Here is a 24,668-nt window from a genome sequence, read left to right as displayed (position 1 = left end):
CGCGCCGCTGAGCAAGCTGTGCTTGCTCAGGCGCTGGAACTCGACCTAGGCCTTGCCGGCCTTGAGCATGTAGCCGAAGCCGCGCTTGGTCTGAATGAGCGGCTCGCTCGAGTGCGCGTCGACCTTGCGGCGCAGGTACGAGATATAGCTCTCGACGATGCCCGCGTCGCCGTTGAAGTCGTATTCCCAGACGTGGTCGAGGATCTGCGCCTTCGAAAGCACCCGGTTGGGATTGAGCATCAGGTAGCGCAGCAGCTTGAACTCGGTGGGGGAGAGCTCGATGGGAGTGTCGCCGACGAACACCTCATGCGTGTCCTGGTCCATCGTCAGCTCGCCGGCGCGAATGATCGCGTCATCGTCGGCCTGCATCGTGCGACGCAGGATCGCCTTGATGCGGGCCACGATCTCGTCGAGGCTGAAGGGCTTCGTCACGTAGTCGTCGCCACCGACCGTGAGGCCGGTGATCTTGTCCTCCGTGTCGTCCTTGGCGGTGAGGAACAGGATCGGAGCCGTGTACCCCGCGCCGCGAAGGCGCTTGGTGACGCCGAAGCCGTTCATGTCCGGAAGCATGACGTCGAGGATGATGAGGTCGGGCTCTTCCTCGAGCACAGCGGAGATGGCCTGGGCGCCGTTGGCGACGGCGCGGACGGCGAAACCGGCGAAGCGGAGGCTGGTGGTCAGCAGATCGCGGATGTTCGGTTCGTCGTCGACGATCAGAATGCGGGGTCCAGCGTTCATGGAGCCATTCTCTGATGGTTTCCTGAATTCCACCAGAGAGGTATTTGAACGCGAGGTATGCCCCGGGCGGAATAGGCTCGATGCATGACGACACGGCGCTTCGTGATCATCGGGGGCGGGTTGGCTGCGGCAACTGCCGCCGAGACGCTTCGCGATGAGGGCTACGACGGCGACATCATGGTGATCGGTTCGGAGCGCCACCTGCCGTACCTGCGACCGCCGCTTTCCAAGGACTACCTCGCGGACCCGAGCAAAGAGCCCGCCGAGACGTATGTGCACCCGTGGGAGTGGTACACCGAGCACGGCATCCATGTGCTGACCGGCACGCTCGCGGTCGAGCTCGATCTGGTCGACCAGCGCGTGATTCTCGACGAGACGTCGTCGGTTCCGTTCGACCAGGCACTGATCGCCACCGGCGCCAAGCCCCGACGGCTCGCGGTGCCGGGTGCTGACGCTTCCGGCGTCCATCACCTGCGCACCCTCGACGACAGCGCGGACCTTCGAGCGGCGATCGCAGGCGGCGGCAAGAACGTCGTGGTGCTCGGGTCCGGGTGGATCGCGATGGAGACCGCGGCGACGGCGCGCAATTACGGCAACGACGTGACGATCGTCGCGCGCGGCGCTGTGCCTCTGTCGAGTGCGATCGGCCCGGAACTGGGGTCGATCTACAGCGATCTGCATCGCGATCACGGCGTGCAGTTCCGACTGCAGCGCGAGGTGCGTGAGATCCGTTACGCGGACGGCGCGGTCACGGGAGTCGCGACCGATGAGGACGGCGAAGTCATCTCCGCCGACATCGTCATCGTCGGCCACGGGGCCGTGCCCAACGTCGAGATCGCCGAAGACGCCGGGCTCGACGTGCGCGGCGGCATCCTGACATCCGCTTCGCTGCTCACCTCGCACCCGCACGTCTTCGCCGCGGGAGATGTCGCCAACCCCATTCACCCCGCACTCGGCCGGCGCCTGCGCAGCGAGCACTGGGCGAATGCCATCGGCGGCGGCCGCACGGCCGCGAAGGCGATGATCGGCCAGGACGTCGTGTACGACGACGTGCCCTATTTCTTCAGCGACCAATACGACGCCGGCATGGAGTTCGCGGGCTACTCGATGCTCGCGACCGACGTGCGCCCGGTGTTCCGCGGCGACGTCGACCGACGCGAGTTCATCGCGTTCTGGGTCTCGGGCGGGAAGCTCGTGGCCGGCATGAACGTCAACGTGTGGGACGTGTCGGACGACATCCAGACTGTGATCCGCGAAGGGCGCAGAGTCGACGTCTCCCGGCTCACCGACCCGAACGTGCCGATCCTCGAGGTGTGAGGCGGCGGTGCCTGTGATGTACGAGCCCCCGCTGATCGAGCCCGTGCGCCGCATCGGCGCACGCACCTTCGACTTCTCGCGGCAGGTCGCCGTGATGGCGGTCGTGAATCGCACCCCCGACTCGTTCTACGACCGCGGCGGCACCTTTGCCCTGGACGCCGCGGTCACGGCCTGCCGTGCGGCGGCGGATTCCGGAGCCGACTGGGTCGACATCGGGGGCGCGCCATTCGCTCCGGGGCCCGCGCTCTCGGTGAGCGATGAGATCGATCGGGTCGTGCCGGTGGTCGAGGCGGTGCGCGCCGCGAGCGATGTGGTGATCTCGGTGGACACGTTCGACGCAGCGGTGGCGCGGGCCGCGCTCGCCGCAGGAGCCGACGTCGTGAACGACACGACCGGTCTCCACGACCCCGGGCTCGCCGGCGTAGTTGCGGCCGCGGGCGCGACCCTCGTCGTCACGCACTCGCTCGCGGCGTCGCGCGGTGCGGGACCGCGCACCCAGTTCGCACGACCCGACTACGGCGATGTGGTGACAGAGGTGCGCGACTTCCTCGCGGAGCGGGTCGCCTACGCGATCGGGGAGGGCATCGCGCCGCAGAACCTCATCATCGACCCCGGTCACGACCTCAACAAGACCACGCAGCACTCGCTCGAGCTCACGCGCCGGCTCTCGGAGATCGCGGAGCTCGGGCTTCCCGTGCTCGCCGCGGTATCGAACAAGGATTTCATCGGAGAGACCCTCGGCGCCCCCCGCGAGGCGCGAGTCGAGGGGTCACTGGCCGCGGCGATCGTCGCGATCACCCAGGGCGCGCGCATCGTGCGCATGCACAACGTCCGCGAGGCGGTCGCCGCGGTGCACATGACCGAGGCGATTTTCGGCTGGCGCGGCCCGATGGGTCCACTCGTGCACAACACGCAGGAGGCGAACGCATGACCCGCGGCCGCCTCGACCGGCTCGTTCCGAGCGCCATCGCCGACGCGGACGACGAGCAGGTGCTCGAATGGTACTCGGAAGGCGCCGCACGGCCCGACGGCCGCCCCTGGGTGCGGCTCAACTTCGTCACGTCGATCGATGGCGCCGTCACGCGTGACGGTGTGTCGGGCGGCCTCAGCGACGACGCTGACCGCCGCGTGTTCGGACTGCTGCGCCGGCTCGCCGACGTCGTGCTGGTCGCGGCGGGCACAGTGCGCAAGGAGGGCTACGGGCCGATGCGGCTGTCCGACGCCGATGCCGCATGGCGCGTCGCGCACGGCTTCAGCGCGCAGCCGGTGTTCGCCACGGTCTCTGCCGAGCTCGGTCTCGGGCCCGCTGCGCCGATCTTCGCCGCGGCTCCCGTGCGGCCCATCATCTTCACGACCGCGGACGCGCCGGACGACCGTTTTCACGAGCTGAACGAGGTGGCGGATGTCGTCGTCGCCGGCGTCGACCTCGTCGAGCCGACGTTCCTGCTCGAAGAGCTGCAGCGGCGCGGGCACCTACGCGTGCACTGCGAGGGCGGTCCGACCTTCGCCGGCCTGATGCTCGCCGATGGTGCGGTTGACGAGTTCTGCCTCACGCTCTCGCCGACGCTCGAGGGCGGTGACGCCGGCCGCATCACGGGCGAGGTGCCGGCCGACCCCCACGCGATGCGCCTCGCACTCGCACTACGCTCCGAGTCGACGCTGCTCCTGCGCTACGTACGGGACTGAGCGCCCACGACTCGCTCGGGGGTCTACGCGGCGACCTCGGCCAGGGAATCCGAGTCGAGGATCGTGTAGGAGTAGCCCTGCTCGGCCAGGAATCGCTGGCGATTCTGGGCGAAGTCCTGGTCGACGGTGTCGCGGGCGACGAGCGTGTAGAAGTTGGCCGACAGCCCCGATTCCTTGGGGCGCAGCAGGCGGCCGAGGCGCTGCGCCTCCTCCTGCCGGGACCCGAACGACCCCGAGACCTGGATCGCGACCGTGGCCTCGGGCAGGTCGACCGAGAAGTTCGCGACCTTCGAGACGACGAGCACCTTCAACTCGCCGGTGCGGAACTGCTGGAACAGCCGCTCGCGTTCGTCGACCGGCGTCGAGCCCGTCAGCTGCGGCGCGCCGAGCGCATCGGACAGCGTGTCGATCTGATCGAGGTACTGCCCGATGATCAGGATGCGCTCACCCTCGTGCTTCTTCACGAGCGAGCGCACGACGTCGAGCTTCGCATCGGCCGTCGCGGCGAGACGGTAGCGCTCGTCGTCGGCGGATGCCGCGTACTCCAGGCGCTCCGAGGGCGGCAGGTCGACCCGGACCTCGTAGCAGGCGGCCGGTGAGATGTAGCCCTGCGCCTCGATCTCCTTCCACGGAGCATCGAAGCGCTTCGGGCCGATCAGCGAGAACACATCGCCTTCACGGCCGTCTTCGCGCACGAGGGTCGCCGTGAGGCCGAGCCGGCGCCGAGCCTGCAGTTCGGCGGTGAGCTTGAACACCGGGGCGGGCAGCAGGTGCACTTCGTCGTAGACGACGAGACCCCAGTCGAGCGCATCGAGCAGGGCCAGGTGGGCGTACTGCCCCTTCCGCTTCGCCGTGAGGATCTGATAGGTCGCGATGGTGACCGGCTTCACCTCTTTGCTCTGGCCCGAGTACTCACCGATCTCCTCGGCGGTGAGCGAGGTCCGGCGCAGCAGCTCGTCGCGCCACTGGCGCGCCGACACCGTGTTGGTCACGAGAATCAGCGTGGTCGTCTTGGCGGTCGCCATCGCGCCTGCGCCTACGAGGGTCTTGCCCGCGCCGCACGGCAGCACGATGACGCCCGAGCCGCCCTCGAAGAAATTGTCGACGGCTTTGGTCTGGTAGTCGCGCAGGTGCCAGCCGTTCTCTTCCAGGTCGATCGGATGCGGCGTGCCGGGGGTGTAGCCGGCCAGGTCCTCGGCGGGCCACCCGAGTTTCACGAGCTCCTGTTTGAGGGCGCCGCGCGCCCAGGCCTCGACGGCATACGTGTCGTCATCGACGCGACGCGGCAGCAGCGGCGCGATGCGCTTCGCCGAAGCCACCTCGGTGAGCACCGCGCGGTCACTGCTCTTGAGGATCAGCTGACCGTCGTCGTCGCGCTCGATGACGAGCTTGCCGTAGCGCTCGACCGTCTCGCGCATGTCTACGGCGACCGACTGCGGGATCGGGAACTTGGAGTACCGCTCGAGCGTGGCCAGCATGTCCTCGGCACGGTGGCCCGCCGCGCGTGCGTTCCACAGGCCGAGACGTGTGATGCGGTACGTGTGGATGTGCTCCGGCGCGCGCTCGAGCTCTGCGAATACCGCGAGATCGTGCCGGGCGTCCTCCGCCTGCGGGTGTGCCACTTCAAGCAACACGGTGCGGTCGCTCTGGACGATGAGAGGTCCGTCAGCCATAGCGAACGAGCCTACCCCCGAGAGTTACGCGCACGCTCTGAGCGCCCCCGATCGGGGGCGCGGAGTCAGGATCACGGCGCGCGAACGCCCTTGATGCTCTTGAGGGGCAACGTGCGTTCGATGTCGGCCTTGCGGTCACGACCGCGCAGGCGGCCGCCGCCGACGCCGGTCGGCTCGAGGGTGAAGTTGAGCTCCGAGCCGTCGGGCATGCCCACCGTGACGATGAGCGGGACCCGGGCCTTCACCGCCGTCTCGAGCTGGCGGGAGAGCCACGCCTCCGGCGACTGAGCCGCCTCGGTCGCCGCGTGCTCCCGCAGGCGGCCGACGAGGACCGTCGCGCGATCGACCGTCGGCACCGCATCCGTCACTGGCGCATGCCGCTTCCTGACGCCCACGACGCGCCCGTCCTGGTCTTCGGCGGCGACCGGATACCGTGCGTCGGCGAGTGCCCAGTAGACGACGTCGCGGCTGAATCGCGAGGTGAGCTCGGTGCGCGAAACGCGGGTCAGGACGAGCGACGAGAACGCCTGGTCGACCTCGATCGCGCCGATGAGGTCGGGATCGACGGAGCGCACGAGCGAACGAGCACGCCCGTCGTCCGGCGCCTCGCGAACGCGCACGAGGCCGTAGCGCTTCACCGTCTCCGAGATCAGGTAGTTGAGCGGCTGCGGAATGCCGCTCAGGGAGATGCTGGTGAGGAAGCCGCGGATCGAGGCCTCCGTCTCGCCGCCCGCGATCGCCCGCTCGAGGCTGCCCGCCGTGACCCGGTACGTCGACGCCAGCGCGCGGCTCTCGACCTCAGCGATGCGCCGCAGATGCGAATCGAGGCTCGGCGCGAGGGGGCCCGGGCTCACGATCGTCAGGTCGTGCTGCAGGTAGACCCTGTCGACCTCGGGCGGCAGAAGGCTGGTCATTGCGGATGCCGCGGCCGCCGGCCCCGATTCGAGCAGCGCCGCTCCAGCCCGGCTGGGCAGCTCGCCCGCCGTGATGCCGAGCAACTCGGCGGAGGCCTCGAAGCGCTCGACCGAGCGCTGCAACGGCTCACCGGATGCCGGGTAGAACCACGCGAGCGTCTCGTGCAGTGTGCGCCCCCACGGCTGGCGGGTGCGCTGCTGCAGCAAATCGCGGATCGACGGCGGAACCGCCTCGAGCCACGTCGCCGCGAGCCCGCGCCAGCGGTCACCGGTCGAGCCGGCGAGCCACTGCTCCGCTGAGTCGGTGGTGAGCCACACGGACCCGTCGCGCGCCACGAGCCCGGCCAGCTCCGCGAGCCACATCGCGACCGGCACGACAGGACCGTCAACGGCCATCACGGCGGCGAGCCGCCGGCCGTCAGGCAGGCTGAGGCCGCCCTTCTGCAACTCTCTGGCCGGCTCGCGGTCGAGCTCGCCCAGAAGTTCGGCGAAGGCGGTCACCGAATGGAACGCTCGCTCGCTCGCGAGCTGATCGGTCGCCCCGCGGTCGTCGCTCGGCACCGCGGCCAGAGCCGGCGGCGGCGTCTCCGTGAGCAGCTGGCGAACGCTCGGCAGGCCCTCGTGCGGCCACGCCTGCAGCCGTTCCGCGACGGCGTCGTAGACGGCCCAGCCGTTGTCGGAGCGCTCGATGAGAGCCCGGCCGCGGAGCAGCCCGAGTCGGGCCGCGCTCGCCGCATCCGTCTCATCGACCTCGTCGCCGTTCACCAGTGCGGCCAGAAGCGCGAGCGCGGGCCGGTCGAGCGTCGTCAGCGCGTGCTGCACCGACGGATGCTCGAGCAGGGCTTCGGCCAGGTCGAAGAAGTCGTCGATCTTCGGTCGCAGCGGCAGGCGAGCCGAGATCAGACGATGCAATGACTCGTCATCGAGCCCGGCGAGGTGGGACGCGAGCGTCAACGTGCTCGTCATGATTGCCCCCGCCCGGTCGCTGTCACAGCCTACTTGATCTGCCGCTGATTCAGTCGGCGCCGCTCGATAGCGTTGATGACGAAGATCGCGATGATGCCGAGCGCACCCAGCGGCAGGGCGATGGCGGGGAAGAGATAGACGACTGCCATCTCGGCCACCGGCCGCTTCACCCCTGCACCGCCGACGATCATGATGATGACGATCGCGATGATGGACAGACCGATCAGCGTGAGGCTGAAATACGCCAGCGAGCGTTGCAGACGACCGGCACGGTCGGCGCGGGCTGCGCTGGGTCGGGATTCAGAGGGCACGGGATACAGGATAATTGAGTTCGGCCTCGGGGCGGCTACGTACCGGGGCCAGTGAGATGAACCGGCCCGCAGCTGCGCACGGCCAATTCAATGAGAGAGGTTTCGATGCCCAGCGGACGGGTGAAGTTCTACGACGAGGAGAAAGGCTTCGGTTTCATCGCGGGCGATGACGGCCAGGAAGTCTTCCTGCACGCCAGCGCCCTGCCCGACGGCGCCCAGGTGAAGGCCGGAACGCGGCTCGAGTACGGCATCGCCGACGGCAAGCGCGGTGCGCAGGCGCTGTCCGTGCGCGTCGTCGAGGCTCCCGTCAGCCTCGCGCGTCAGCGCCGCATGAAGCCTGACGACATGGCCGCCGTGGTCGAGAGCCTCATCCAGGTGCTCGACGGCATCGGCAACGACCTGCGGCACGGCAGGTACCCGTCGAAGTCGCACGGGGCTAAAGTCGCCCAGGCCCTGCGTCGCGTCGCCGACGACCTCGAGGCCTAGAGATGAGCGATGAATCCGTGACCTCAGACGACGACGCGATCGCTGCCGCCACCGAACCCACCCCCGCGGCCACGACGGTCGCCGTCGCCGACGACGTGCTGCTGAACGCGGCGGATGTCGCGCGCTCGGCGCTGCACGAGATCACAGCCCCGGCAACCGTCGGTGCGCCGGCCGGGCACGTCGTCGAGGGCGAGCGCGTGCTCTCGCTGCTGTTCGAGAACCGGCTTCCCGGATATCCGGGCTGGTACTGGACGGTCTCGCTGTCGCGGGAGGCGGACTCCTCGGAAGTGAACGTGCTCGAAGCCGAGCTCATGCCGGGCGACCAGGCGCTGACCGCGCCCGACTGGGTGCCGTGGGCCGACCGGCTCGCTGAGTACCAGGCGCAGAAGCGTGCGGAGCGTGAGGCTGCGGCCGCGGCCGGCGAACCGGAGCCTGACGACGACTTCCCGTCGGGCGATGAGGACGATGACGCCGACGACGTCGATGTGGACGACGTCGATGTGGATGACGTCGACGATTCGGGCCTCGAGGTCGAGGAATCCGATGACGACTTCGACGACGATGACGACGAGGACGGCGATCTCGACGACGGCGATCTCGAGGACGACGAATCCGATGACGACTTCGACGACGTGGACGACCCCGAGTCCGACGACGACGACGATGATGACGACGAGTCGGAGCTGGACGACGGGCTCGACAACGCCGAACCGGACGAGTTCGACGAGGCGGCAGAGCTTCAGGGCGCAGAGTCGGCCGCTCTCACCCTCGACGAGGAGTGACTCGCGTCGGGGGCGGGAGCCTCGCCTCAGCCCAGGTGTTCGACCACGTACTCGATCGACGAGATGAGCTTCGCGACGTCGGCCGGGTCGATCGAGACGAAGGTCGCGACGCGCAGCTGGTTGCGGCCGAGCTTGCGATACGGCTCGGTGTCGACGATGCCGTTCTCGCGCAGCGCTTTCGCCACGGCTGCTGCGTCGATGCCATCGAAGTCGATCGTCGCGACGACCTGTGAGCGGTCCGCGGGGTCTGCGACGAACGGGGTCGTGTATGACGTGCGCTCGGCCCACTCGTAGAGCTGGTCGCTCGACTGCTTCGTACGCGCGGAGGCCCATGCGAGGCCGCCGTTGTCGTTGATCCAGTTGAGCTGCTCGTCGAGCAGGATGAGGGTCGCGACGGCCGGCGTGTTCAGCGTCTGGTTGAGGCGCGAGTTGTCGACGGCCTGCTTGAGGCTGAGGAAGTCAGGAATGTAGCGACCGGATGCCGCGATGCGCTCGATGCGCTCGATGGCGGCGGGCGACATGGCCGCGAGCCACAGACCGCCGTCGGAGGCGAGGTTCTTCTGCGGCGCGAAATAGTAGACATCCGCCTGGTCGACCTCGAAGTCGACGCCGGCCGCCGCGCTCGTCGCGTCGATGACGGTCAAAGCACCAGCGTCCCCCGCGACGCGCTCGACTCGGGTCATGACGCCCGTCGAGGTCTCGTTGTGGGGCCACGCGTAGACGTCGACCCCCTCGGTCGGCTGCGCCTTCGCACTCTGGCCCGCCGGTGCGTCGATGACGGACGGGGCCTCGAGCCAGGGCGCGCCGGCCGCCTTCGCGAACTTCGAGCCGAATTCGCCGAAGGTGAGGTTCTGGGCACGCTTCTCGATGAGCCCGAACGCGGCGGCGTCCCAGAAGGCGGTCGAGCCCCCGTTGGCGAGGATGATCTCGTAGCCTTCCGGCAGGCGGAACAGCTCGCCGAGACCGTCGCGCACGCGGCCGACGAGCGACTTCACCGGAGCCTGCCGGTGCGAGGTGCCGAGCAGATCGGCGCCGCGCGTGGCGAGCGCGTTCACTGCCTCCTGCCGGATCTTGGAGGGGCCACAACCGAAGCGGCCATCAGCGGGGAGCAGTTCATCAGGCAGGGGGATGCTCGGCATATGACAAGCTTATTAGTGGCTCATAGAGCAAAAGGTCCCGAGGGGAGTCTGGATGACGGATCTGGTCGACACGACGGAGATGTACCTGCGCACGATCCTCGACCTCGAAGAAGAGGCGATCGTGCCGTTGCGGGCGCGCATCTCCGAGCGCCTCGGGCATTCGGGCCCGACCGTGTCGCAGACGATCGCCCGGATGGAGCGCGACGGTCTCGTCGTCGTCTCGGGCGACCGGCATCTCGAACTGACTGAAGAAGGCCGCCGCCGCGCGGTCCATGTCATGCGCAAGCACCGCCTCGCCGAGCGACTGCTCTCCGACGTGATCGGCCTCGAGTGGGAGTTCGTGCACGACGAGGCCTGCCGCTGGGAACACGTCATGAGCGAGCTCGTCGAGGAGAAGATCCGGCGGATGCTCGGTGATCCGACCGAGTCGCCCTACGGCACTCCGATCCCACGCATGGACGACGAGGGGCGCACGCTCTCGACCGTGTTCCTCAACGGTGTCGTGCGCGCGGTCGACGCGATCGCGTCGGGCGAGCCCGTCACCGCTCCGATCCGCAGACTCGGGGAGCCCGTGCAGTTCGACCCGGAGCTACTCGGCCAGCTGCGCGAGGCGGGCATCGTGCCCGGCAACGTCGTGACGCTGACGCCCGCGGCCGGCTACGTGCTGGCCGAGGTGAGCGGGTATGCCGACGGTCTGGAACTGCCCCCGGAAGTCGCGGCGCACATCTTCGTCGCAGCCTGAGACTGGGCAAAAGCCCGAAAAGGATTTCGCGAGCGGAATTCAGTGTGACATTTTCGTTACCTTCGCCTATTGTCGATCAAGTCGAAAGGCCAGCACCCGGCCGCTAGACCCGAGTCGAGACGCTCTTTACCCCGTCGCTCGATCCGCGAAGCCGAAGCCCTCCCCCAAGGGGCCCAGACCATTGGACGGGACTGTGTTTGCACGCGCGTCAGCCTGTGCCTTCGCAGGGGAGCGCCGGAGACGCACACCTTGACAGAGGAACCGAACGGCAACACCGAAGGCGCGTTGACGCGCCGCGAGGCCCGCGAGCGGTATCAGACCCGCACGGGTGCCCTCGCGAGACGCAGTCCCGTGGCATCGCCCACTGCGCCGGCGACGCGGGCACCTGCTGCCAAGAAGAATCCGATCAAGCGATTCGCGAACGTGTTCGTCCTCGTCGCCGCCGTGGGTGTCGTCGGCACCGCCGCCATCCCCGCCTACGCGTTCAACCCGAGCACGCAGGGGCACGCCGGCTCGGCCTCGGCCTCGGCCTCTCTTGCCACGATGACCCGTGCCGACGCTCAGAGCGCGGCGGTCGGCAGCACCGCGCAGGCGCCGGCCGTCAACCACGACAGCTACCAGGCGACGAGCATCACCGACATCAACTCCTCGCGCGAGGCCGCCGCCCAGGCAGCGGCCGCGGCGAAGCTTGCGGCGCAGCGCACCGCCGCGGCGAAGGTCGCCGCGGCCAAGGCGGCCAGCTACAGCGCTGCATACAGCGGCCCGACTGCGGCGCAGTACCTCGCCCAGGCCGCACCGTCCGGCACCAGCTACAGCCTGTCCGCGGTGCTCGCCACGGCTAAGAAGTACATCGGCGTTCCTTATGTCTACGGCGGTTCGACGCCGGCCGGCTTCGACTGCTCCGGCTTCGTGATGTTCGTGTACGCCCAGTTCGGGGTCTCGCTGCCGCACTCGTCGAGCCAGCAGGCGCAGATCGGCCAGACCGTGTCGCTCGCCGACGCGCAGCCGGGTGACGTGATCGCGCTGAACGACGGCTCGCACGTCGGGTTCTACGCCGGCCGCGACGCGAGCGGCAACGTGCTGATCCTCGACGCTCCGAAGCCCGGTGGCCACGTGAGCATCCGTGAGCTGTGGACGACGGCGTATCACATCCAGCATTTCGGCGGTTGATCATCGGCCAGCCGCACTCTTGTCGGCGCACTGCTCGCAACAGCGAGCGGTGCGCCGATTGCGTTCTGCGCCACTCGATCAGATGAATTTCTGCCGACGACACGGGCGTCTCGCCCTGAATTCGCATGGTTGCGTGACGCTTTGCGAGTTACTCTGGGCGGGTCGGGCGCCGCAGCCGGCGGCGACCCGTAGATGGGATTTGACCGTGAACACCCCCGCGATCAGCAACGCGCACGCCTTGCGCGTGCGCCGCAGCGCGGTCATGTGCCGGTCCCATCACCGTCACCATCTGCACCACGTGCACCACTTCTGCCCGCGCGGCAGTTCTCTTGGCGTCGCCCTTGTGGCGGCGCCTTCGTCGTTAATGCGGGCGAAGTCGGTGTTCTCAGCCATGCCTCCGATTCCGGAGCTTTCCGTCGTCGCGGCCAGCCAGGTCGCGCCAGCGCAAGGGGTCCCATGCGAACTCTCGTTCTGAATGCCGGCTACGAGCCGCTTGCCGTCGTGTCATTCAAGCGCGCCCTCGCCCTCGTGATGAATCACAAGGCGACGATCGTCCAGATCGACACGGGGCACCCGGTCTTCGGCATCTCCGGCCCGTGGGACAGGCCGAGCGTGATCCTGCTGACGCGATACGTCCGCCTGCCTCATGGCAGTCAGGTTCCGGTCTCCCGCCGCGGTGTGCTGCGCCGAGACGCGCACCGGTGCGCCTACTGCGCCAAGCCGGCTGCGACGATCGATCACGTGATCCCGCGGTCACGGGGCGGTCAGGACTCGTGGGAGAACCTGGTCGCGTGCTGCCTGCGCTGCAACAACGTGAAGGGCGATCGGATGCTCTCCGAGATCGGCTGGCAGCTGCGCTTCACGCCGCGCATGCCGCACGAGCCGGCGTGGATGGTCCGGGGCTCCGAGCACCTGCTGCCCGAGTGGGAAGACTATCTGCAGCCCCAGGCGGCCTGAGCGGCCGGAATAATCCGCTCATTGTCAACCCCATCGCGAGTTCACCCCGAATTCAACGCGCACGCTTAGCGTGCGCCGCATGGACGCCCTCCCGATCGTCGTCATCGTCATCGTCCTTGGTCTGGTGTTCGACTTCACGAACGGATTCCACGACACCGCCAACGCGATGGCCACGTCCGTCGCGACGGGCGCCCTGAAGCCGCGCATCGCGGTCCTCATCTCCGCTGTGCTCAATGTCGTCGGCGCACTGCTGTCGACGACGGTCGCGGCGACGATCTCGAGCGGCATCGTGAAGGAGGGCCAAGGGGGCGTGCACATCTCGCCGGCCATGGTCTTCGCCGCGCTGGTCGGCGCGATCATGTGGAACCTCGCCACCTGGTATCTGGGTCTGCCGTCGAGCTCGACGCACGCGCTGCTCGGCGGCCTGATCGGCGCCGCGATCGTCGGCACCGGCATCGGCTCCGTCAACTGGCCGAATGTGATCTCCACGATCGCGCTGCCCGCGCTCTTCGCACCGATCGTGTCGGGCATCGTCGCGATGGTGGCGACGTACTCGGCCTACATGATCACCCGACGCGCGACGACCAGCGGGGCAGAGCGCGGGTTCCGGTACGGTCAGACCGTCTCGGCCTCTCTCGTGTCGCTCGCGCACGGCACCAACGATGCGCAGAAGACGATGGGCGTCATCACCCTCACGCTGGTCGCCGCGGGTTTCCAGCACAGCGGGACCACGCCGCAGTTGTGGGTGATCCTGGCGTGCGGACTCGCGATCGGTGCTGGCACCTACTCGGGCGGCTGGCGCATCATGCGCACCGTCGGCAAGCGCATCACGGACGTGTCGCCACCACAGGGGTTCTCGGCCGAGGCCGCCTCGGCCGCGACCATTCTCGTGTCGAGCCACCTCGGCTTCCCGCTGTCGACCACTCAGGTCACCACGGGCGGCGTCGTGGGCTCCGGGCTCGGCCGCAAGCTGGCGTCGGTCCACTGGGGCACGTTCGGGCGCATGGCGCTCGGGTGGCTGGTCACGGTGCCTGCGGCCGCGCTCGTCGCGGGGGTCGCGACCCTCGTCGTCACCACTGGCGCGGTCGGCACGGTGATCGTCGTCGTCGCCGCCGTCGCTGGCATGGTGGCCTTCTGGCTGCTGTCGCGCAGGCATCCGGTCACCCACGAGACCGTCAACGACGACGAGGACGTCCTGTCCAGCCGTCGCACGCCCGTCAGCACAGGGGAGTCGAAATGATCAACTGGGCCGCACTCGGAATCGAGTTCGTTGTAAGCCTCGTCTCCGCCGCAGGCGCGGTGTCGATCTTCGCTCTCGGCCTTCGCATGCTCGCGGTCGGTGCGCCGCCGCACGCGCGCCTCTCCGCCGCGACCGAGCAGGTCGCGGACGGAGAAGTCGCCGTCAGCCACCAGCGCCCGCCGTGGGCGTCAGCGGCTGCCTACCTGTGCTTCGCGATCGACATCGCGGTTGTGCTGTTCGGGCTGTATCTGCTGATCCCGCAGTTCCACTAGGCGGGTCAGGCGCTCATCGCGTCGGGGGCGGATGCCTGCAGCACGATACCGTTCCCGTCGGGGTCGGCGAGGGTCACGAAGCGGCCCCACGGCGCCTCCTGCAGCTCGCTGAGCGTCACGCCCTTCTCGGTCAGCGCGGCGATGTCGCCGTCGAGGTCGTCGGTCTCGAGCACGGTGCCCTGCAACGAGCCGGGCGGCATGGTCGGGAACCAGGTGACGAGAGTGAGCGCGGTGCGGCCGCCTGGGGGCGCGACCGCGACCCAGCGCATCTCCGGCGAGAACTGACTGTCGGCGAGCAATGTGAAACCGAGGACGCCGACGTAGAACTCGACGGCGCGGTCCTGGTCGGAGACGGGAACCGAGACGACCTGTACCTGTGTGATGGCCATGGGTCGATGCTCGCGGTTCTGGCTGTGAGCGGCAAGGGAGGCAGGCGCCTCCGGTAGCATTGGGGCGCCGGCCTCTGTAGCTCAATGGAAGAGCAGTTCCGTCCTAAGGAAAGGGTTGGGGGTTCGAGTCCCTCCAGGGGCACATTGCCGTGAGTCGCGACATTGATCACGCGTTCGGGGCCTGGGGACGTTGCCCGACGAGCACATCCGCTGCATCAGCATGTGAGATCTCTCTCATCGCGTGCTCCAGTCGCGGCACAGGCGTTGACGGAACGAATCGCTGGCAGATAGTGTTATCTGTATACGATTCATACGGAAGCTAGGCGAGTGAGCGATGGCTGCGTTGGCGCCGCGGAATGCGGGGCAGGAGGGGCTGTCGCGCAGTGGCTTCTATCGTGCGACTCGACAGGGTCGGTATGAGCGGATCGCTCGTGGGATCTATGTCTCTGCAGACGCTCCGGCAGCAGACTGGGACTGGCTGGAGGCGGCGACGCGCCGCCCTGAAGCGACGATCTGCCTCACCTCGGCACTAGCGCAATACGACTTGACCGATGTGATCCCTTCGGCGTTGGACATCGCAATCCCACGCGGCGTCCGGATTCCGGCGGGTGGGTCGGCGATCGCGTGGCACTCCTTCGATCGCGCCACTTTCCTCCTCGGCCGGGAAGAGATCCCCATTCCCGGTGGCGACCTCACCATCGGCCTGTACTCACAGGAGCGGACGATCGCCGATGCGTTCCGGCTACGCGGGGAACTCGGTTACGAGCTCGCCCGCGATGCGCTGAGGGAATGGCTGCGACGAGGTGGCAAGCCTGGCCGTCTGATGGAAATCGCCAGCCGATTGCCGCGTTCCAAGGCACCGGTACTGCAGGCGCTGGATGCACTGTCATGAGCGACGGTGAAGAGACCTACCGTCGAATCCAGGCGGCCGCGCGCTCGGTCGCGGATAAGGCCGGCAGCCGTGCACCGACGCAGGAATACCTTATTCGGCATCTTCTCGAATCCTTTCTGGATCGCTTGACCCGCACGGAGCATGCCGACGACTTCGTGCTCAAAGGCGGCATTCTGCTAGGCGCGTACGGGGTGCGTCGGCCCACCAAGGACGCCGACGCGAATGCCGTCGGCGCTGATGTTTCCGGCCGGAGCATCGCCGCCGTCATCCGCGATATCGCCGCTGTCGACGCGCCAGATGGTGTCGTCTTCGACACCGAGACGATCACCGTTCAGGAGATCCGCGAGCAGGCCGACTATCCGGGTCTGCGGGTGCGTGTGAGGGCCAGTATCGGCCCTTGGACGGGAACCGCGGCGTGGGATGTTTCCACTGGAGACCCAATCATCCCCGCCCCGAGGCGGGTGCGGATCGACCGGGTCCTCGGCGAACCGATCGACCTGGTCGGCTACGCGCCAGAGACCACCATCGCCGAGAAGGGAGTGACGATCCTCGAACGCGGGATCGCGAGCACTCGCTGGCGCGACTATGTCGACATCGTCCAGCTTGCCCAGCAAGGCTTCGACGCGGATGAACTGCTGCGCTCTGCCCGCGCGGTGGCGAGCTACCGCGGCCTCGCGCTCGAACCGGTCGCGCCGCACCTTGCCGGGTACGGCGGGGTCGGGCAGGTCAAGTGGGCCGCTTGGCGTCGCAAGGAGAAGCTCGAGGCCGTGTGCGAGGAGAACCTCGACCGCCAGGTCGCGTTGGTCGCATCTTTTCTGGATCCGATCTTCGCGCTCGGCTCGGCCTAGTCGAAGGTGAGGCTGCACCGGCTATCGGTCGGTTCAGTGGGCGGATCGCTGATGAACAATGCTTCGTCGCGCTCGCGTGTTAAGGGCTAGCGCGGCAGTTGACATCCACCGAGGGGCGGCGTAATTTGTTTCACCGGCGCGGTTAAACGTTTAAGCGCTTAAACGATCAAGCACGCGTCGTCGTTGAGACGAAGCACTGTTGCAAGGAAGCGAGGGCTGCGATGAGCGTGGACGCCAAAGGCCGTGGCAACGTCACGTTGAAGGATGTCGCCGCGCGTGTCGGTGTGACGCAGGCAGCGGTGTCGATGGCGTTGGCCGGCAATCCGCGCATCAGCGAGAAGACCCGGCGAGCAGTGCAGAGGGCTGCGGCTGAACTGGGCTACGTGCCGAGCTCAGCCGGGCGTGCTCTGCGGCGTCAGAGCGCGGGCGCGATCGCCTTGATCGTGCCGAACACCTCGCACCACGTGTTCGGTCACGCCTACTTCATGCATGTGCTGACGGGCGTCTCCTCGTCCTCGAATGCTCACGACGCGCAGGTGATCGTGTCGACCAACACTGACGGAGCCGAAGGCGTCAACGCCTATGAGCGGGTGATCCGCTCGGGCTCTGCCGATGGTGTGATCGTGACGAGCGCGGCTGTTGACGACGCGAACGTGGAGGCTCTCGTGGCCTCCGGGCTGCCCGTTGTCCTGATCGGCAATTTTCCGTACTTGCCCGAGGCCGTGAGCGTGGGCACCGATGACGTGGCCGCGAGCCGGCTCGTGACCGAGCACCTCATCACGGTGCACGGCCGGTCACGGCTGCTGCACGTCTCCGGCCCGCTCGATCACCAGACCGGCATCGATCGGCGTGAAGGATTCCTCCAAGCGGTTCGCGCGCACGCCCTGGGGGAGAACGCCCTGGTGCTCGAAGGCGACATGAGCGAGGAGTCCGGGGCCGAGGCGGTTCGGCAGGCCCACGACATGGGCGTCGAGGTCGACGGCGTCGTCTTCGCGAACGACGACATGGCGTTCGGCGGTATGCAGACGCTGCGGCGGTTGGGGCGCCGGGTAGGCGACGACATCGCGCTCGTGGGCTTCGACGATTTTGGGATCGCCCGCACGACCACCCCCGGAATCACGACGATGCGCGTTCCAGCCGAGCGGATGGCGCTCGCCGCATCCGACACGCTGTTCGCCATCTTGGCCGGAGAGCGCACCGGCCCTGCGCATGTCGAGCTGCCCGTCGAGTTCATCGCGCGAACGTCGTGCGGATGCGCCGGCGACGCGCTGTCCGAATGACTCATCCCCACGCCGGACCGACACAGACGTCGGCTCCGGGACTTCCAACAAGGAGAACACCACAATGAAGCACAGCAAGCTTGCCGCGGTTGCCGCGGCCGGCGTCGCCATCGGGCTGGCCCTGGCCGGCTGCTCCAGCGGCAGCTCGTCGACCGGCTCGTCGTCGAGCGATCAGAAGGTCACGCTCACGTTCTGGAACGGGTTCACCGGGGGCGACCGCCCCGGTTACCAGCAGATCGTCGCAGACTGGAACAAGTCGCACCCGAACATCCAGGTCGACATGACGGTCGAGTCATGGGACACGATCGAGGCGAAGCTGCCAGCCGCTTGGCTCACGGGCTCGGGCCCCGACATCGCGGCGCCCAGCAGCGACCCGAACGCCGTCGGTGACTACGTGAAGACGAACTCGGTCCTCCCGATCACCGACACCGGCACGGGCAGCACGCAGATCGACACCAAGGCGTTCGCGCCCGGCCTCACCCAGGAGTTCACGTACAACGGGAAGCTCTATGGCGTGCCGGCCAACTATGCGACGCTCAGCCTCTACTACAACAAGAAGGCGTTCACCGCGGCCGGCCTGCAGCCGCCGAAGACGGTGGCCGACTTCCAGGCCGACGCGAAGAAGCTCACCGGCGGGACGACGCAGTACGGCCTGGTGCTCGCGGACAACCAGACGATCCAGATGTGGCCGATCCTGCAGTGGCTCGAAGGCGGCGACATCGTCGACTCGAAGGGCTGCAGTGTCGTGCAGACCCCGGCCGGCCAGAACAGCCTCTCCAGCTGGGCGAAGCTCGTGACCGACGACAAGATCTCGCCGGTCGGCTTGACGGGTGCGCAGGCCGACTCGCTCTTCGGTGCGGGCAAGGCTGCGATGGAGATGAACGGGCCGTGGGCCGGCGCGACATACAAGGCCGATGGCATCGACTACGGAGTCGTCCCGATCCCCACCGGCGTCGACGGCAAGTCCGCGACGCTCGGCTCGACGGCGCCGCTGGCCATCTCGGCCAAGACGAAGTACCCCAAGCAGGCGCAGGAGTTCCTCGCCTACTGGACGAGCAAGTCGACGCAGGAGCAGTTCTCGCTGACCACCGGCTTCCCGCCGGTGCGCAGCGACCTGACGAGCGACCCGAAGCTCACGGCCGACCCGACCATCTCCGTCTTCCAGAGCCAGGTCAGTGACGCGCGCCAGTACCTGCCCCAGGTGAAGAATGCGACGAAGGTCGATTCGGACGCCTACACGACGCTGATCGGGCAGATCACGCGCGGCACGCCGGTGTCACAGGCCACCAAACAGGCGCAGCAGACGATCAACTCCCTGACCGGATGCTCGTCGTGACCCAGCAACTCACCACGGTGGCTCCGCTGTCGCACCGCGACGGCGGAGCCACCGCCCCCCGGGGCGCGATCGCGCAGCGCCGGCGGCGGCGCATCCGCTTTCAGCCCGCCTGGCTGTTCATGGCGCCGAGCCTGATCATCCTCGCGGTGTTCGTCTTCTACCCGATCCTGCGATCGCTGTACTACAGCTTTTTCAACTGGACCATCGGCGCTGCGCACCAGCAGTGGGTCGGCCTCGGCAACTACACGCAGCTGCTGCACGACAACCAGTTCTGGAACGCCCTCGGCGTGACGATCGAGTTCACCGTCGCATCCGTGATCCTCCTTCTGGTTCTCGGCTTCGTCACCGCGCTATTGCTCCTGCGCAACTCGATCGCCAATCGGATCGTGCGCTCGGTGCTGTTCTTCCCGACGATCGTCTCGTTCGTCACCATCGGCATGGTCTGGAAGTTCCTGCTCGACCCCGACATCGGCCTCGTCGGAGGGCTCACCAAGGCCATCGGCCTGCACCCGGTCGACTGGCTGACCTCGGTGCACCTCGCGCTGCCCACCGTCATCTTCGTCGCGGTGTGGCGCTCGATGGGCTTCGCGATGATCCTCTTCCTCGCGGGCCTGCAGAACGTGCCGGCCGAGTACTACGAGGCCGCGCGCCTCGACGGCGCGAGCAACCTGCAGCTGGTGTGGAACATCACCGTGCCGTCCATCCGCCCCACCATGCTGTTCACAACGATGATCCTGACGATCCAGTCGCTGCAGGTCTTCGACCTGGTCTACGTCATGACCGACGGCGGCCCGCTGTTCAAGACGGACTCGCTCGTCAACATGCTCTACCGCGTCGGATTCCAGAACTTCCAGACCGGCTATGCATCCGCGATCTCGTGGGTGCTGTTCATCATCATCATGATCGTCTCGCTCGTGCAGCTGCGACTCTTTAGGTTCAACGATGTCGACTGAAACCCAACTCTCCAGCCGGGGAACCGGCCGCCCCACGCCCAGCAGCGCGGCCCGCGCCACCGTCACCTGGATCTACCTCGGGGTCGCCGTGATCCTCGCGATCGTGCCGTTCATCTGGATGGTCTTCGGCGCCTTCCGCTCCGAGAGCGATCTGTTCGGAAATCCGGCGAGCCTCTTCCCGCACACGTTCACGCTTCACGGGTTCATCGGAATCTGGCAGCAGCTGCCGTTCCTGCGCCAGTTGATCAACTCGTTCGTCTTCGCCGGCGGCACGACGTTCCTGACGCTCGTGTTCGACTCGCTGTGTGCATATGCCCTCGCGCGTATGCAGTTCCGCGGCCGCAACGTCGTCTTCGTGCTGATCCTCGTAACCCTGATGGTGCCCTTCCAGGTGACGCTCATTCCGGTCTTCATCGAGCTGTTCCACTTCGGGTGGCTCAACACCTACCAGGGGCTGATCATCCCGCGAGCGACCAGCGCGTTCGGCATCTTCCTGTTCCGGCAGTCGTTCATCTCGATCCCGCGCGAACTCGACGAGGCGGCACGCATCGACGGCGCGAACCACCTGCGCATCTACTGGCAGGTGATCCTGCCGCTCGCAAAACCTGCCATCGCGACGGTCGCGGTGCTCAACTTTATGAATCTGTGGAACGACCTACTGTGGCCGCTCGTGATCACCAGCAACCAGAACATGCTGACCCTGCCTGCGGGGCTCACGCTCTTCGGCGGCCAGCACATCACCGACCACGCGGTTCTCCTCGCGGGGGCCACCATCTCGATCATCCCCCTCGCGATCGGATTCATCTTCGCCCAGCGCTACTTCGTGGCGGGCCTGACAACGAGCGGACTGAAGTAACAAGAATGACCACCCCTTTCACCACGGGCCGCCTCGCGTGGACCCTCGGCATCGAGGACACCTGTGTGTATCCGCCCGACCGCTACGGCATGTTCACACTCGACGAGCATGCCCTCACCGATCACGACGACCGGTGGCGGGACGACATCCGCGCAGCACGAGATCTCGGCGCCACCGCGATCCGCTACGGCGCGAGCTGGCCGCTCGCCCACCCGGCGCCCGGGCGGTTCGACTGGGCGATGCTCGACGAGCGCCTCGGATTCGCGACCGAGCTCGGTCTCGACGTGATCGCTGACCTGGTGCACTACGGCACCCCCCGCTGGCTCGAGCAGGCGTTCGCCGACGACGGCTACGTCGACGCGGTGGCCGCCTTCGCCGGGGCCTTCGCCGAGCATTTTCGCGGTGCCGTCGACCACATCACACCCCTCAACGAGCCGCTGACGACCGCCTCGTTCAGCGGCCTGCGCGGCGTGTGGCCGCCCGCGCTCACCGGCTGGGACGGGTGGACGACGGTCACTCTCAACATCGCCGAAGGCATCGCCGAGGCGAGCGCTGCGGTCAAGGCGAGCAACCCGGATGCCGTGATCGTGCACGTCGAAGCCGCTTCCCTTTACACCGCCGGCTCGGCCGAACACGACGGTGAGGCGGCGCAACTCTCCCGCGTCGGCTTCCTGCCCACCGACCTTGCTGTCGGACGCGTCGATGACACGCATCCACTCCATGCGTGGCTGGTGCGGCATGGTGCGAGCCCCGCACGGCTCGACGCGCTGCGCGCGCGGCCGGCCGGGATCGACATCATGGGCGTGAACTACTACCCCGACCTCTCTCCCCGGCGAATCACGGCGCACCCGGACTCGCACGAAGGCTCGGCCGGCGAGTCGATTCAACTCGCCCACAACCTGTGGACCGATGGGCTCGAGACCTCGATCCGTGCGTTCTCGACGCGCTACGGCTTGCCGATCATGATCACCGAGACGAGCATCGAGGGTGATGACGAACTGCGTCGCTCGTGGCTGCACGATTCGGCGAACGCGGTGCGCGAGCTGATCTCCGGCGGCGTCGATATCCGCGCCTTCACCTGGTGGCCGTTCTTCGACTTCGTCGACTGGTCCTACGCCTCCGGCGGCGCGAACATCGAAGAGTTCGAGATTCCCGCCGACGTGCTCGCGGCGCGCCTCGCCGCGCATGACGGCCCGAGGCCCGTCCCGCGCGAGCCGTTCCTGCGCCGCATGGGCCTCATGGGACTCGACGAGCGCGATGGGGCGCTTGTGCTGCGCCGTACCGCTGCGGCCGACGAGTTTGCGAAGATCGCGGCGGCCACAGCGAGGACAGGCTCGACGTCGACCGAAACGGAGGCGGTGGATGTCTGAGCCTCAGCCCCACGCATCCGCTGATCACCCCCGACCGCAACTCGTGCGCGACGGCTGGCAGAACCTCGACGGCGTGTGGCGGTTCGCCTACGACGACAGCGACGCCGGGCTGCGCGAGCGCTGGCACGCCGCGGAGGCCGAGGGGGCGTTCGGCCGAGATATCGTCGTGCCGTTCGCGCCAGAGAGCGGCGCCTCCGGGATCGCGGACACCGGATTCCATCCGATCGTCTGGTATCGACGCGCGCTCGCCATCACGGCTGCTGCCGGCAGGCGCGTGCTTCTGCACTTCGGCGCGGTCGATCACGACGCCGACGTGTGGGTCGACGGGCAGCACGTCGGCAGCCATCGGGGCGGCTACACGGCGTTCAGCCTTGACGTGACGGATGCGCTGCAGAGCGGCCCCGACCACGCGATCGTGGTGCGCGCGCACGATGACCCGCATGAGGCCAGCCTCCCTCGCGGCAAACAGGACTGGGAGCTCGACCCGCATGTGGTCTGGTACCACCGCAGCACCGGCATCTGGCGCACTGTCTGGCTCGAGGAAGTGCCGGACCAGCACATCGCTGAGCTCAATTGGACGCTCGACCTCGCCCGCTCGCGCGTCGAGCTCGAGGTCGGCCTGGCGACTGCGCCGGCGCCGGACACCGCCGTCACCGCGACCCTCGTGCACGACGGCGTCACGCTCGGCGTCGGAGCCGCGCACGCCACGGGGCGGTCGGTCACGCTGACGGTTCCGGTGAGCGCGCTCGAGAACGGCCAAGCGCGCGAGCGATACCTGTGGACGCCCGAGAACCCCGTGCTCATCGACGCCACCGTGTCCGTCACCCGTGAGGGCCAGACTGTCGACACGGTCGCGAGCTACATCGGCCTGCGCACGGTCGAGACGAGCGGCGGCCGCTTCCTGCTCAACGGCCGGCCGTACCCGGTGCGCGCCGTTCTCGAGCAGGGCTACTGGGCCGACAGCCTGTACACACCGCCGAGCGTCGAGGCGATGCGCCGCGAAGTGGAACTCATCCGCGAACTCGGTTTCAATGCCGCACGCATCCACCAGAAGGTCGAGGACCCGAGGCTGCTGCACTGGGCTGACCGGCTCGGCCTGCTCGTCTGGGCCGAGCTGCCCAGCGCGTACCACTACACGCCGGCCGGCGCCGCGGCCATCACCGGCGAGTGGCTCGAGGCCGTGCGACAACAGCGCAACCATCCGAGCGTCGTCACCTGGGTGCCTCTCAACGAGAGTTGGGGTGTGCAGGACATCGCGCACGACCCCGCCCAGCAGGCATTCTCGCGGGCATTGGCCGATGCCACTCGCGCCCTCGACCCGAGCCGCCCCGTGATCTCGAACGACGGCTGGGAGCATCAGAACTCCGACATCGTGGGGCTGCACGACTACGAGGGCGATCCGGGCGTCTTCGCGCCGCGCTATGCGGGCGCGGTTCCCGGCGACGGCCTCGTCTCAGGTTTCGGCCCGGCCGGCCGCGCGGTCTTCGTTGGCGATGCCGTCTACCGCGGGCAGCCCGTCATGGTCACCGAGTTCGGTGGCATCAGTTACCAGCCGACCGGCCCCCGGGGTGACGGCTGGGGCTACACCGAGGCCGACACCGAGGCGACGTGGCTCGAACAGGTCGCCGGGCTGTATCGCGGCGTTCACGCAAGCGGATTCCTGGCGGGGTCCTGCTACACCCAGCTGACCGACACTTTGCAGGAGACCAACGGGCTCTGCACGGCGGACCGACGCCCGAAAGCGCCCGTCGACAGCATCAGACGCGCGATACTCGGCGACGCCGCACCGGGCTCCGCCTGAGGCATGAACGCGTGCGCGTCACGCACTCCGCAGTCGCGCCACGGCGTCGAGCGCCGCGTTGAGGACGGTCGCCACGTCGGCGCCCGCGGCTATTCGCGCTCCCGCTTCGTCGACGGAAAGCGGCTCGAGAATGGCGAGCTGCGAGGCGACCAGGTCAGGTGAGGCGAAGTGCCCTTCTCGTGTGCGAGAGCGCTCGGCGGTCAGCTCCGGGGGAGCGGTGAGCTCCAGGAACAGCACGTCGGGGGCTGCGGCGCGCAGGGTGTCGCGGTAACTGCGCTTGAGCGCGCTGCACGCGGCGACGGATGCCGGAACCGACGCGATCCGCTCGCCGACGGCGCGCAGCCATGGCAGGCGATCGTGGTCGGTGAGGGGAACTCCCGCGGAGATCTTCGCGCGATTGGCCGTCGTGTGAAGGTCGTCCGCTTCGATGAATGCCGCCCCGAGCGCGCTGCTGAGCTGCTGCGCCACCGTCGACTTGCCCACCCCGGACGGGCCCATCACGACGATGCGCACGGGCATGCGGCGGGGCGGCATCCGTTCTGCTCCCACT

The 24,668-nt window shown here is 68.0% G+C and carries 25 protein-coding genes and 1 tRNA gene; 19 read left to right on the top strand and 7 right to left on the bottom strand.

Features of this window, described 5'->3' with window-relative positions:
* Nucleotides 1-45: 45 nt before the first annotated feature.
* Nucleotides 46-738, bottom strand: a complete 693-nt coding sequence (locus ACFOYW_RS02675; protein WP_344754799.1) for a response regulator transcription factor — start codon at nt 736-738, stop codon at nt 46-48.
* Between the two features lie 84 nt (nt 739-822).
* On the opposite strand from ACFOYW_RS02675, the gene ACFOYW_RS02670 reads away from it, so the two are divergent.
* From ACFOYW_RS02670 to ACFOYW_RS02660, 3 genes are read left to right on the top strand one after another with little or no spacing between them, the layout of a single operon-like run.
* Nucleotides 823-2,055: an NAD(P)/FAD-dependent oxidoreductase gene (locus tag ACFOYW_RS02670; RefSeq protein ID WP_390227069.1), complete on the top strand. Its 1,233-nt coding sequence runs from the start codon at nt 823-825 to the stop codon at nt 2,053-2,055.
* 16 nt (nt 2,056-2,071) lie between these two features.
* Nucleotides 2,072-2,986, top strand: coding sequence for a dihydropteroate synthase (folP, locus tag ACFOYW_RS02665; protein WP_390227359.1), 915 nt, complete (start codon nt 2,072-2,074; stop codon nt 2,984-2,986).
* Nucleotides 2,983-3,741 (top strand): dihydrofolate reductase family protein, encoded by a 759-nt coding sequence (locus ACFOYW_RS02660; protein ID WP_390227068.1) that lies wholly within the window; start codon nt 2,983-2,985, stop codon nt 3,739-3,741. The genes folP and ACFOYW_RS02660 overlap by 4 nt, the downstream gene beginning before the upstream one ends.
* A 23-nt stretch (nt 3,742-3,764) precedes the next feature.
* Here the strand turns inward: ACFOYW_RS02660 and ACFOYW_RS02655 are convergent, their stop codons facing one another.
* The 3 genes from ACFOYW_RS02655 to ACFOYW_RS02645 all read right to left on the bottom strand — a co-directional run bounded on the left by ACFOYW_RS02655 (nt 3,765) and on the right by ACFOYW_RS02645 (nt 7,605).
* A complete protein-coding gene (locus ACFOYW_RS02655) occupies nt 3,765-5,414 on the bottom strand; it encodes a DNA repair helicase XPB (RefSeq protein WP_390227067.1) in 1,650 nt (549 codons plus the stop codon).
* Between the two features lie 71 nt (nt 5,415-5,485).
* Nucleotides 5,486-7,294, bottom strand: a complete 1,809-nt coding sequence (locus tag ACFOYW_RS02650) for a helicase-associated domain-containing protein (protein ID WP_390227066.1) — start codon at nt 7,292-7,294, stop codon at nt 5,486-5,488.
* 29 nt (nt 7,295-7,323) lie between these two features.
* Nucleotides 7,324-7,605 carry a hypothetical protein gene (locus tag ACFOYW_RS02645; RefSeq protein ID WP_390227065.1) on the bottom strand — a complete coding sequence of 94 codons (282 nt, stop codon included), beginning with the start codon at nt 7,603-7,605 and terminating at the stop codon, nt 7,324-7,326.
* A 105-nt stretch (nt 7,606-7,710) separates the two neighbouring features.
* Between ACFOYW_RS02645 and ACFOYW_RS02640 the strand changes: the two genes are divergently transcribed.
* The gene (locus ACFOYW_RS02640; protein ID WP_390227064.1) at nt 7,711-8,091 is read left to right on the top strand and encodes a cold-shock protein; all 381 of its coding nucleotides are present in this window, start codon (nt 7,711-7,713) and stop codon (nt 8,089-8,091) included.
* Between the two features lie 2 nt (nt 8,092-8,093).
* Nucleotides 8,094-8,873, top strand: coding sequence for a DUF3027 domain-containing protein (locus ACFOYW_RS02635; RefSeq protein WP_390227062.1), 780 nt, complete (start codon nt 8,094-8,096; stop codon nt 8,871-8,873).
* Nucleotides 8,874-8,899: 26 nt separating this feature from the next.
* Here the strand turns inward: ACFOYW_RS02635 and serC are convergent, their stop codons facing one another.
* Nucleotides 8,900-10,012 carry a phosphoserine transaminase gene (gene serC / locus ACFOYW_RS02630; RefSeq protein ID WP_390227061.1) on the bottom strand — a complete coding sequence of 371 codons (1,113 nt, stop codon included), beginning with the start codon at nt 10,010-10,012 and terminating at the stop codon, nt 8,900-8,902.
* 52 nt (nt 10,013-10,064) lie between these two features.
* Between serC and ACFOYW_RS02625 the strand changes: the two genes are divergently transcribed.
* The 5 genes from ACFOYW_RS02625 to ACFOYW_RS02605 all read left to right on the top strand — a co-directional run bounded on the left by ACFOYW_RS02625 (nt 10,065) and on the right by ACFOYW_RS02605 (nt 14,393).
* A complete protein-coding gene (locus ACFOYW_RS02625; RefSeq protein WP_390227060.1) occupies nt 10,065-10,754 on the top strand; it encodes a metal-dependent transcriptional regulator in 690 nt (229 codons plus the stop codon).
* A 249-nt stretch (nt 10,755-11,003) separates the two neighbouring features.
* On the top strand, nt 11,004-11,924 hold the full coding sequence (locus ACFOYW_RS02620; RefSeq protein ID WP_390227059.1) for a C40 family peptidase: 921 nt from the start codon (nt 11,004-11,006) through the stop codon (nt 11,922-11,924).
* Between the two features lie 456 nt (nt 11,925-12,380).
* A complete protein-coding gene (locus ACFOYW_RS02615; protein ID WP_390227058.1) occupies nt 12,381-12,881 on the top strand; it encodes an HNH endonuclease in 501 nt (166 codons plus the stop codon).
* A 79-nt stretch (nt 12,882-12,960) separates the two neighbouring features.
* Entirely contained in the window at nt 12,961-14,121 is a 1,161-nt protein-coding gene (locus ACFOYW_RS02610; protein WP_390227057.1) for an inorganic phosphate transporter, read from the top strand.
* Nucleotides 14,118-14,393, top strand: coding sequence for a hypothetical protein (locus ACFOYW_RS02605; protein ID WP_390227056.1), 276 nt, complete (start codon nt 14,118-14,120; stop codon nt 14,391-14,393). The genes ACFOYW_RS02610 and ACFOYW_RS02605 overlap by 4 nt, the downstream gene beginning before the upstream one ends.
* Before the next feature lie 5 nt (nt 14,394-14,398).
* On the opposite strand, the gene ACFOYW_RS02600 is transcribed toward ACFOYW_RS02605, so the two are convergent.
* The gene (locus ACFOYW_RS02600; protein WP_390227055.1) at nt 14,399-14,782 is read right to left on the bottom strand and encodes a VOC family protein; all 384 of its coding nucleotides are present in this window, start codon (nt 14,780-14,782) and stop codon (nt 14,399-14,401) included.
* Between the two features lie 70 nt (nt 14,783-14,852).
* Here ACFOYW_RS02600 and ACFOYW_RS02595 point away from each other — a divergent pair.
* From ACFOYW_RS02595 to ACFOYW_RS02555, 9 genes are all read left to right on the top strand, one after another.
* Nucleotides 14,853-14,924: transfer RNA gene (locus ACFOYW_RS02595), tRNA-Arg, on the top strand.
* Nucleotides 14,925-15,116: 192 nt separating this feature from the next.
* On the top strand, nt 15,117-15,674 hold the full coding sequence (locus ACFOYW_RS02590; protein ID WP_390227054.1) for a type IV toxin-antitoxin system AbiEi family antitoxin domain-containing protein: 558 nt from the start codon (nt 15,117-15,119) through the stop codon (nt 15,672-15,674).
* A complete protein-coding gene (locus ACFOYW_RS02585; protein ID WP_390227052.1) occupies nt 15,671-16,522 on the top strand; it encodes a nucleotidyl transferase AbiEii/AbiGii toxin family protein in 852 nt (283 codons plus the stop codon). The genes ACFOYW_RS02590 and ACFOYW_RS02585 overlap by 4 nt, the downstream gene beginning before the upstream one ends.
* A 221-nt stretch (nt 16,523-16,743) precedes the next feature.
* Complete coding sequence (locus ACFOYW_RS02580) at nt 16,744-17,802, top strand: LacI family DNA-binding transcriptional regulator (RefSeq protein WP_390227051.1); 1,059 nt, start codon at nt 16,744-16,746, stop codon at nt 17,800-17,802.
* Between the two features lie 64 nt (nt 17,803-17,866).
* The gene (locus ACFOYW_RS02575) at nt 17,867-19,138 is read left to right on the top strand and encodes an ABC transporter substrate-binding protein (RefSeq protein WP_390227050.1); all 1,272 of its coding nucleotides are present in this window, start codon (nt 17,867-17,869) and stop codon (nt 19,136-19,138) included.
* The gene (locus tag ACFOYW_RS02570) at nt 19,135-20,091 is read left to right on the top strand and encodes a carbohydrate ABC transporter permease (RefSeq protein WP_390227049.1); all 957 of its coding nucleotides are present in this window, start codon (nt 19,135-19,137) and stop codon (nt 20,089-20,091) included. Before ACFOYW_RS02575 ends, ACFOYW_RS02570 begins: the two co-directional genes overlap by 4 nt.
* Nucleotides 20,081-20,947: a carbohydrate ABC transporter permease gene (locus ACFOYW_RS02565; protein ID WP_390227047.1), complete on the top strand. Its 867-nt coding sequence runs from the start codon at nt 20,081-20,083 to the stop codon at nt 20,945-20,947. The genes ACFOYW_RS02570 and ACFOYW_RS02565 overlap by 11 nt, the downstream gene beginning before the upstream one ends.
* Before the next feature lie 5 nt (nt 20,948-20,952).
* Entirely contained in the window at nt 20,953-22,317 is a 1,365-nt protein-coding gene (locus ACFOYW_RS02560) for a family 1 glycosylhydrolase (RefSeq protein WP_390227046.1), read from the top strand.
* Entirely contained in the window at nt 22,310-24,118 is a 1,809-nt protein-coding gene (locus tag ACFOYW_RS02555; RefSeq protein ID WP_390227045.1) for a glycoside hydrolase family 2 protein, read from the top strand. The genes ACFOYW_RS02560 and ACFOYW_RS02555 overlap by 8 nt, the downstream gene beginning before the upstream one ends.
* An 18-nt stretch (nt 24,119-24,136) precedes the next feature.
* Here ACFOYW_RS02555 and ACFOYW_RS02550 read toward each other — a convergent pair whose 3' ends face one another.
* On the bottom strand, nt 24,137-24,652 hold the full coding sequence (locus ACFOYW_RS02550) for a gluconokinase (protein WP_390227044.1): 516 nt from the start codon (nt 24,650-24,652) through the stop codon (nt 24,137-24,139).
* Nucleotides 24,653-24,668: the final 16 nt, after the last annotated feature.

The organism is Gryllotalpicola reticulitermitis (assembly GCF_042651345.1).
GTDB classification, from domain to species: domain Bacteria; phylum Actinomycetota; class Actinomycetes; order Actinomycetales; family Microbacteriaceae; genus Gryllotalpicola; species Gryllotalpicola reticulitermitis.
The sequence above is the reverse complement of the archived record's forward strand: the minus strand, read 5'-3'. Positions and strand labels throughout refer to the sequence as shown.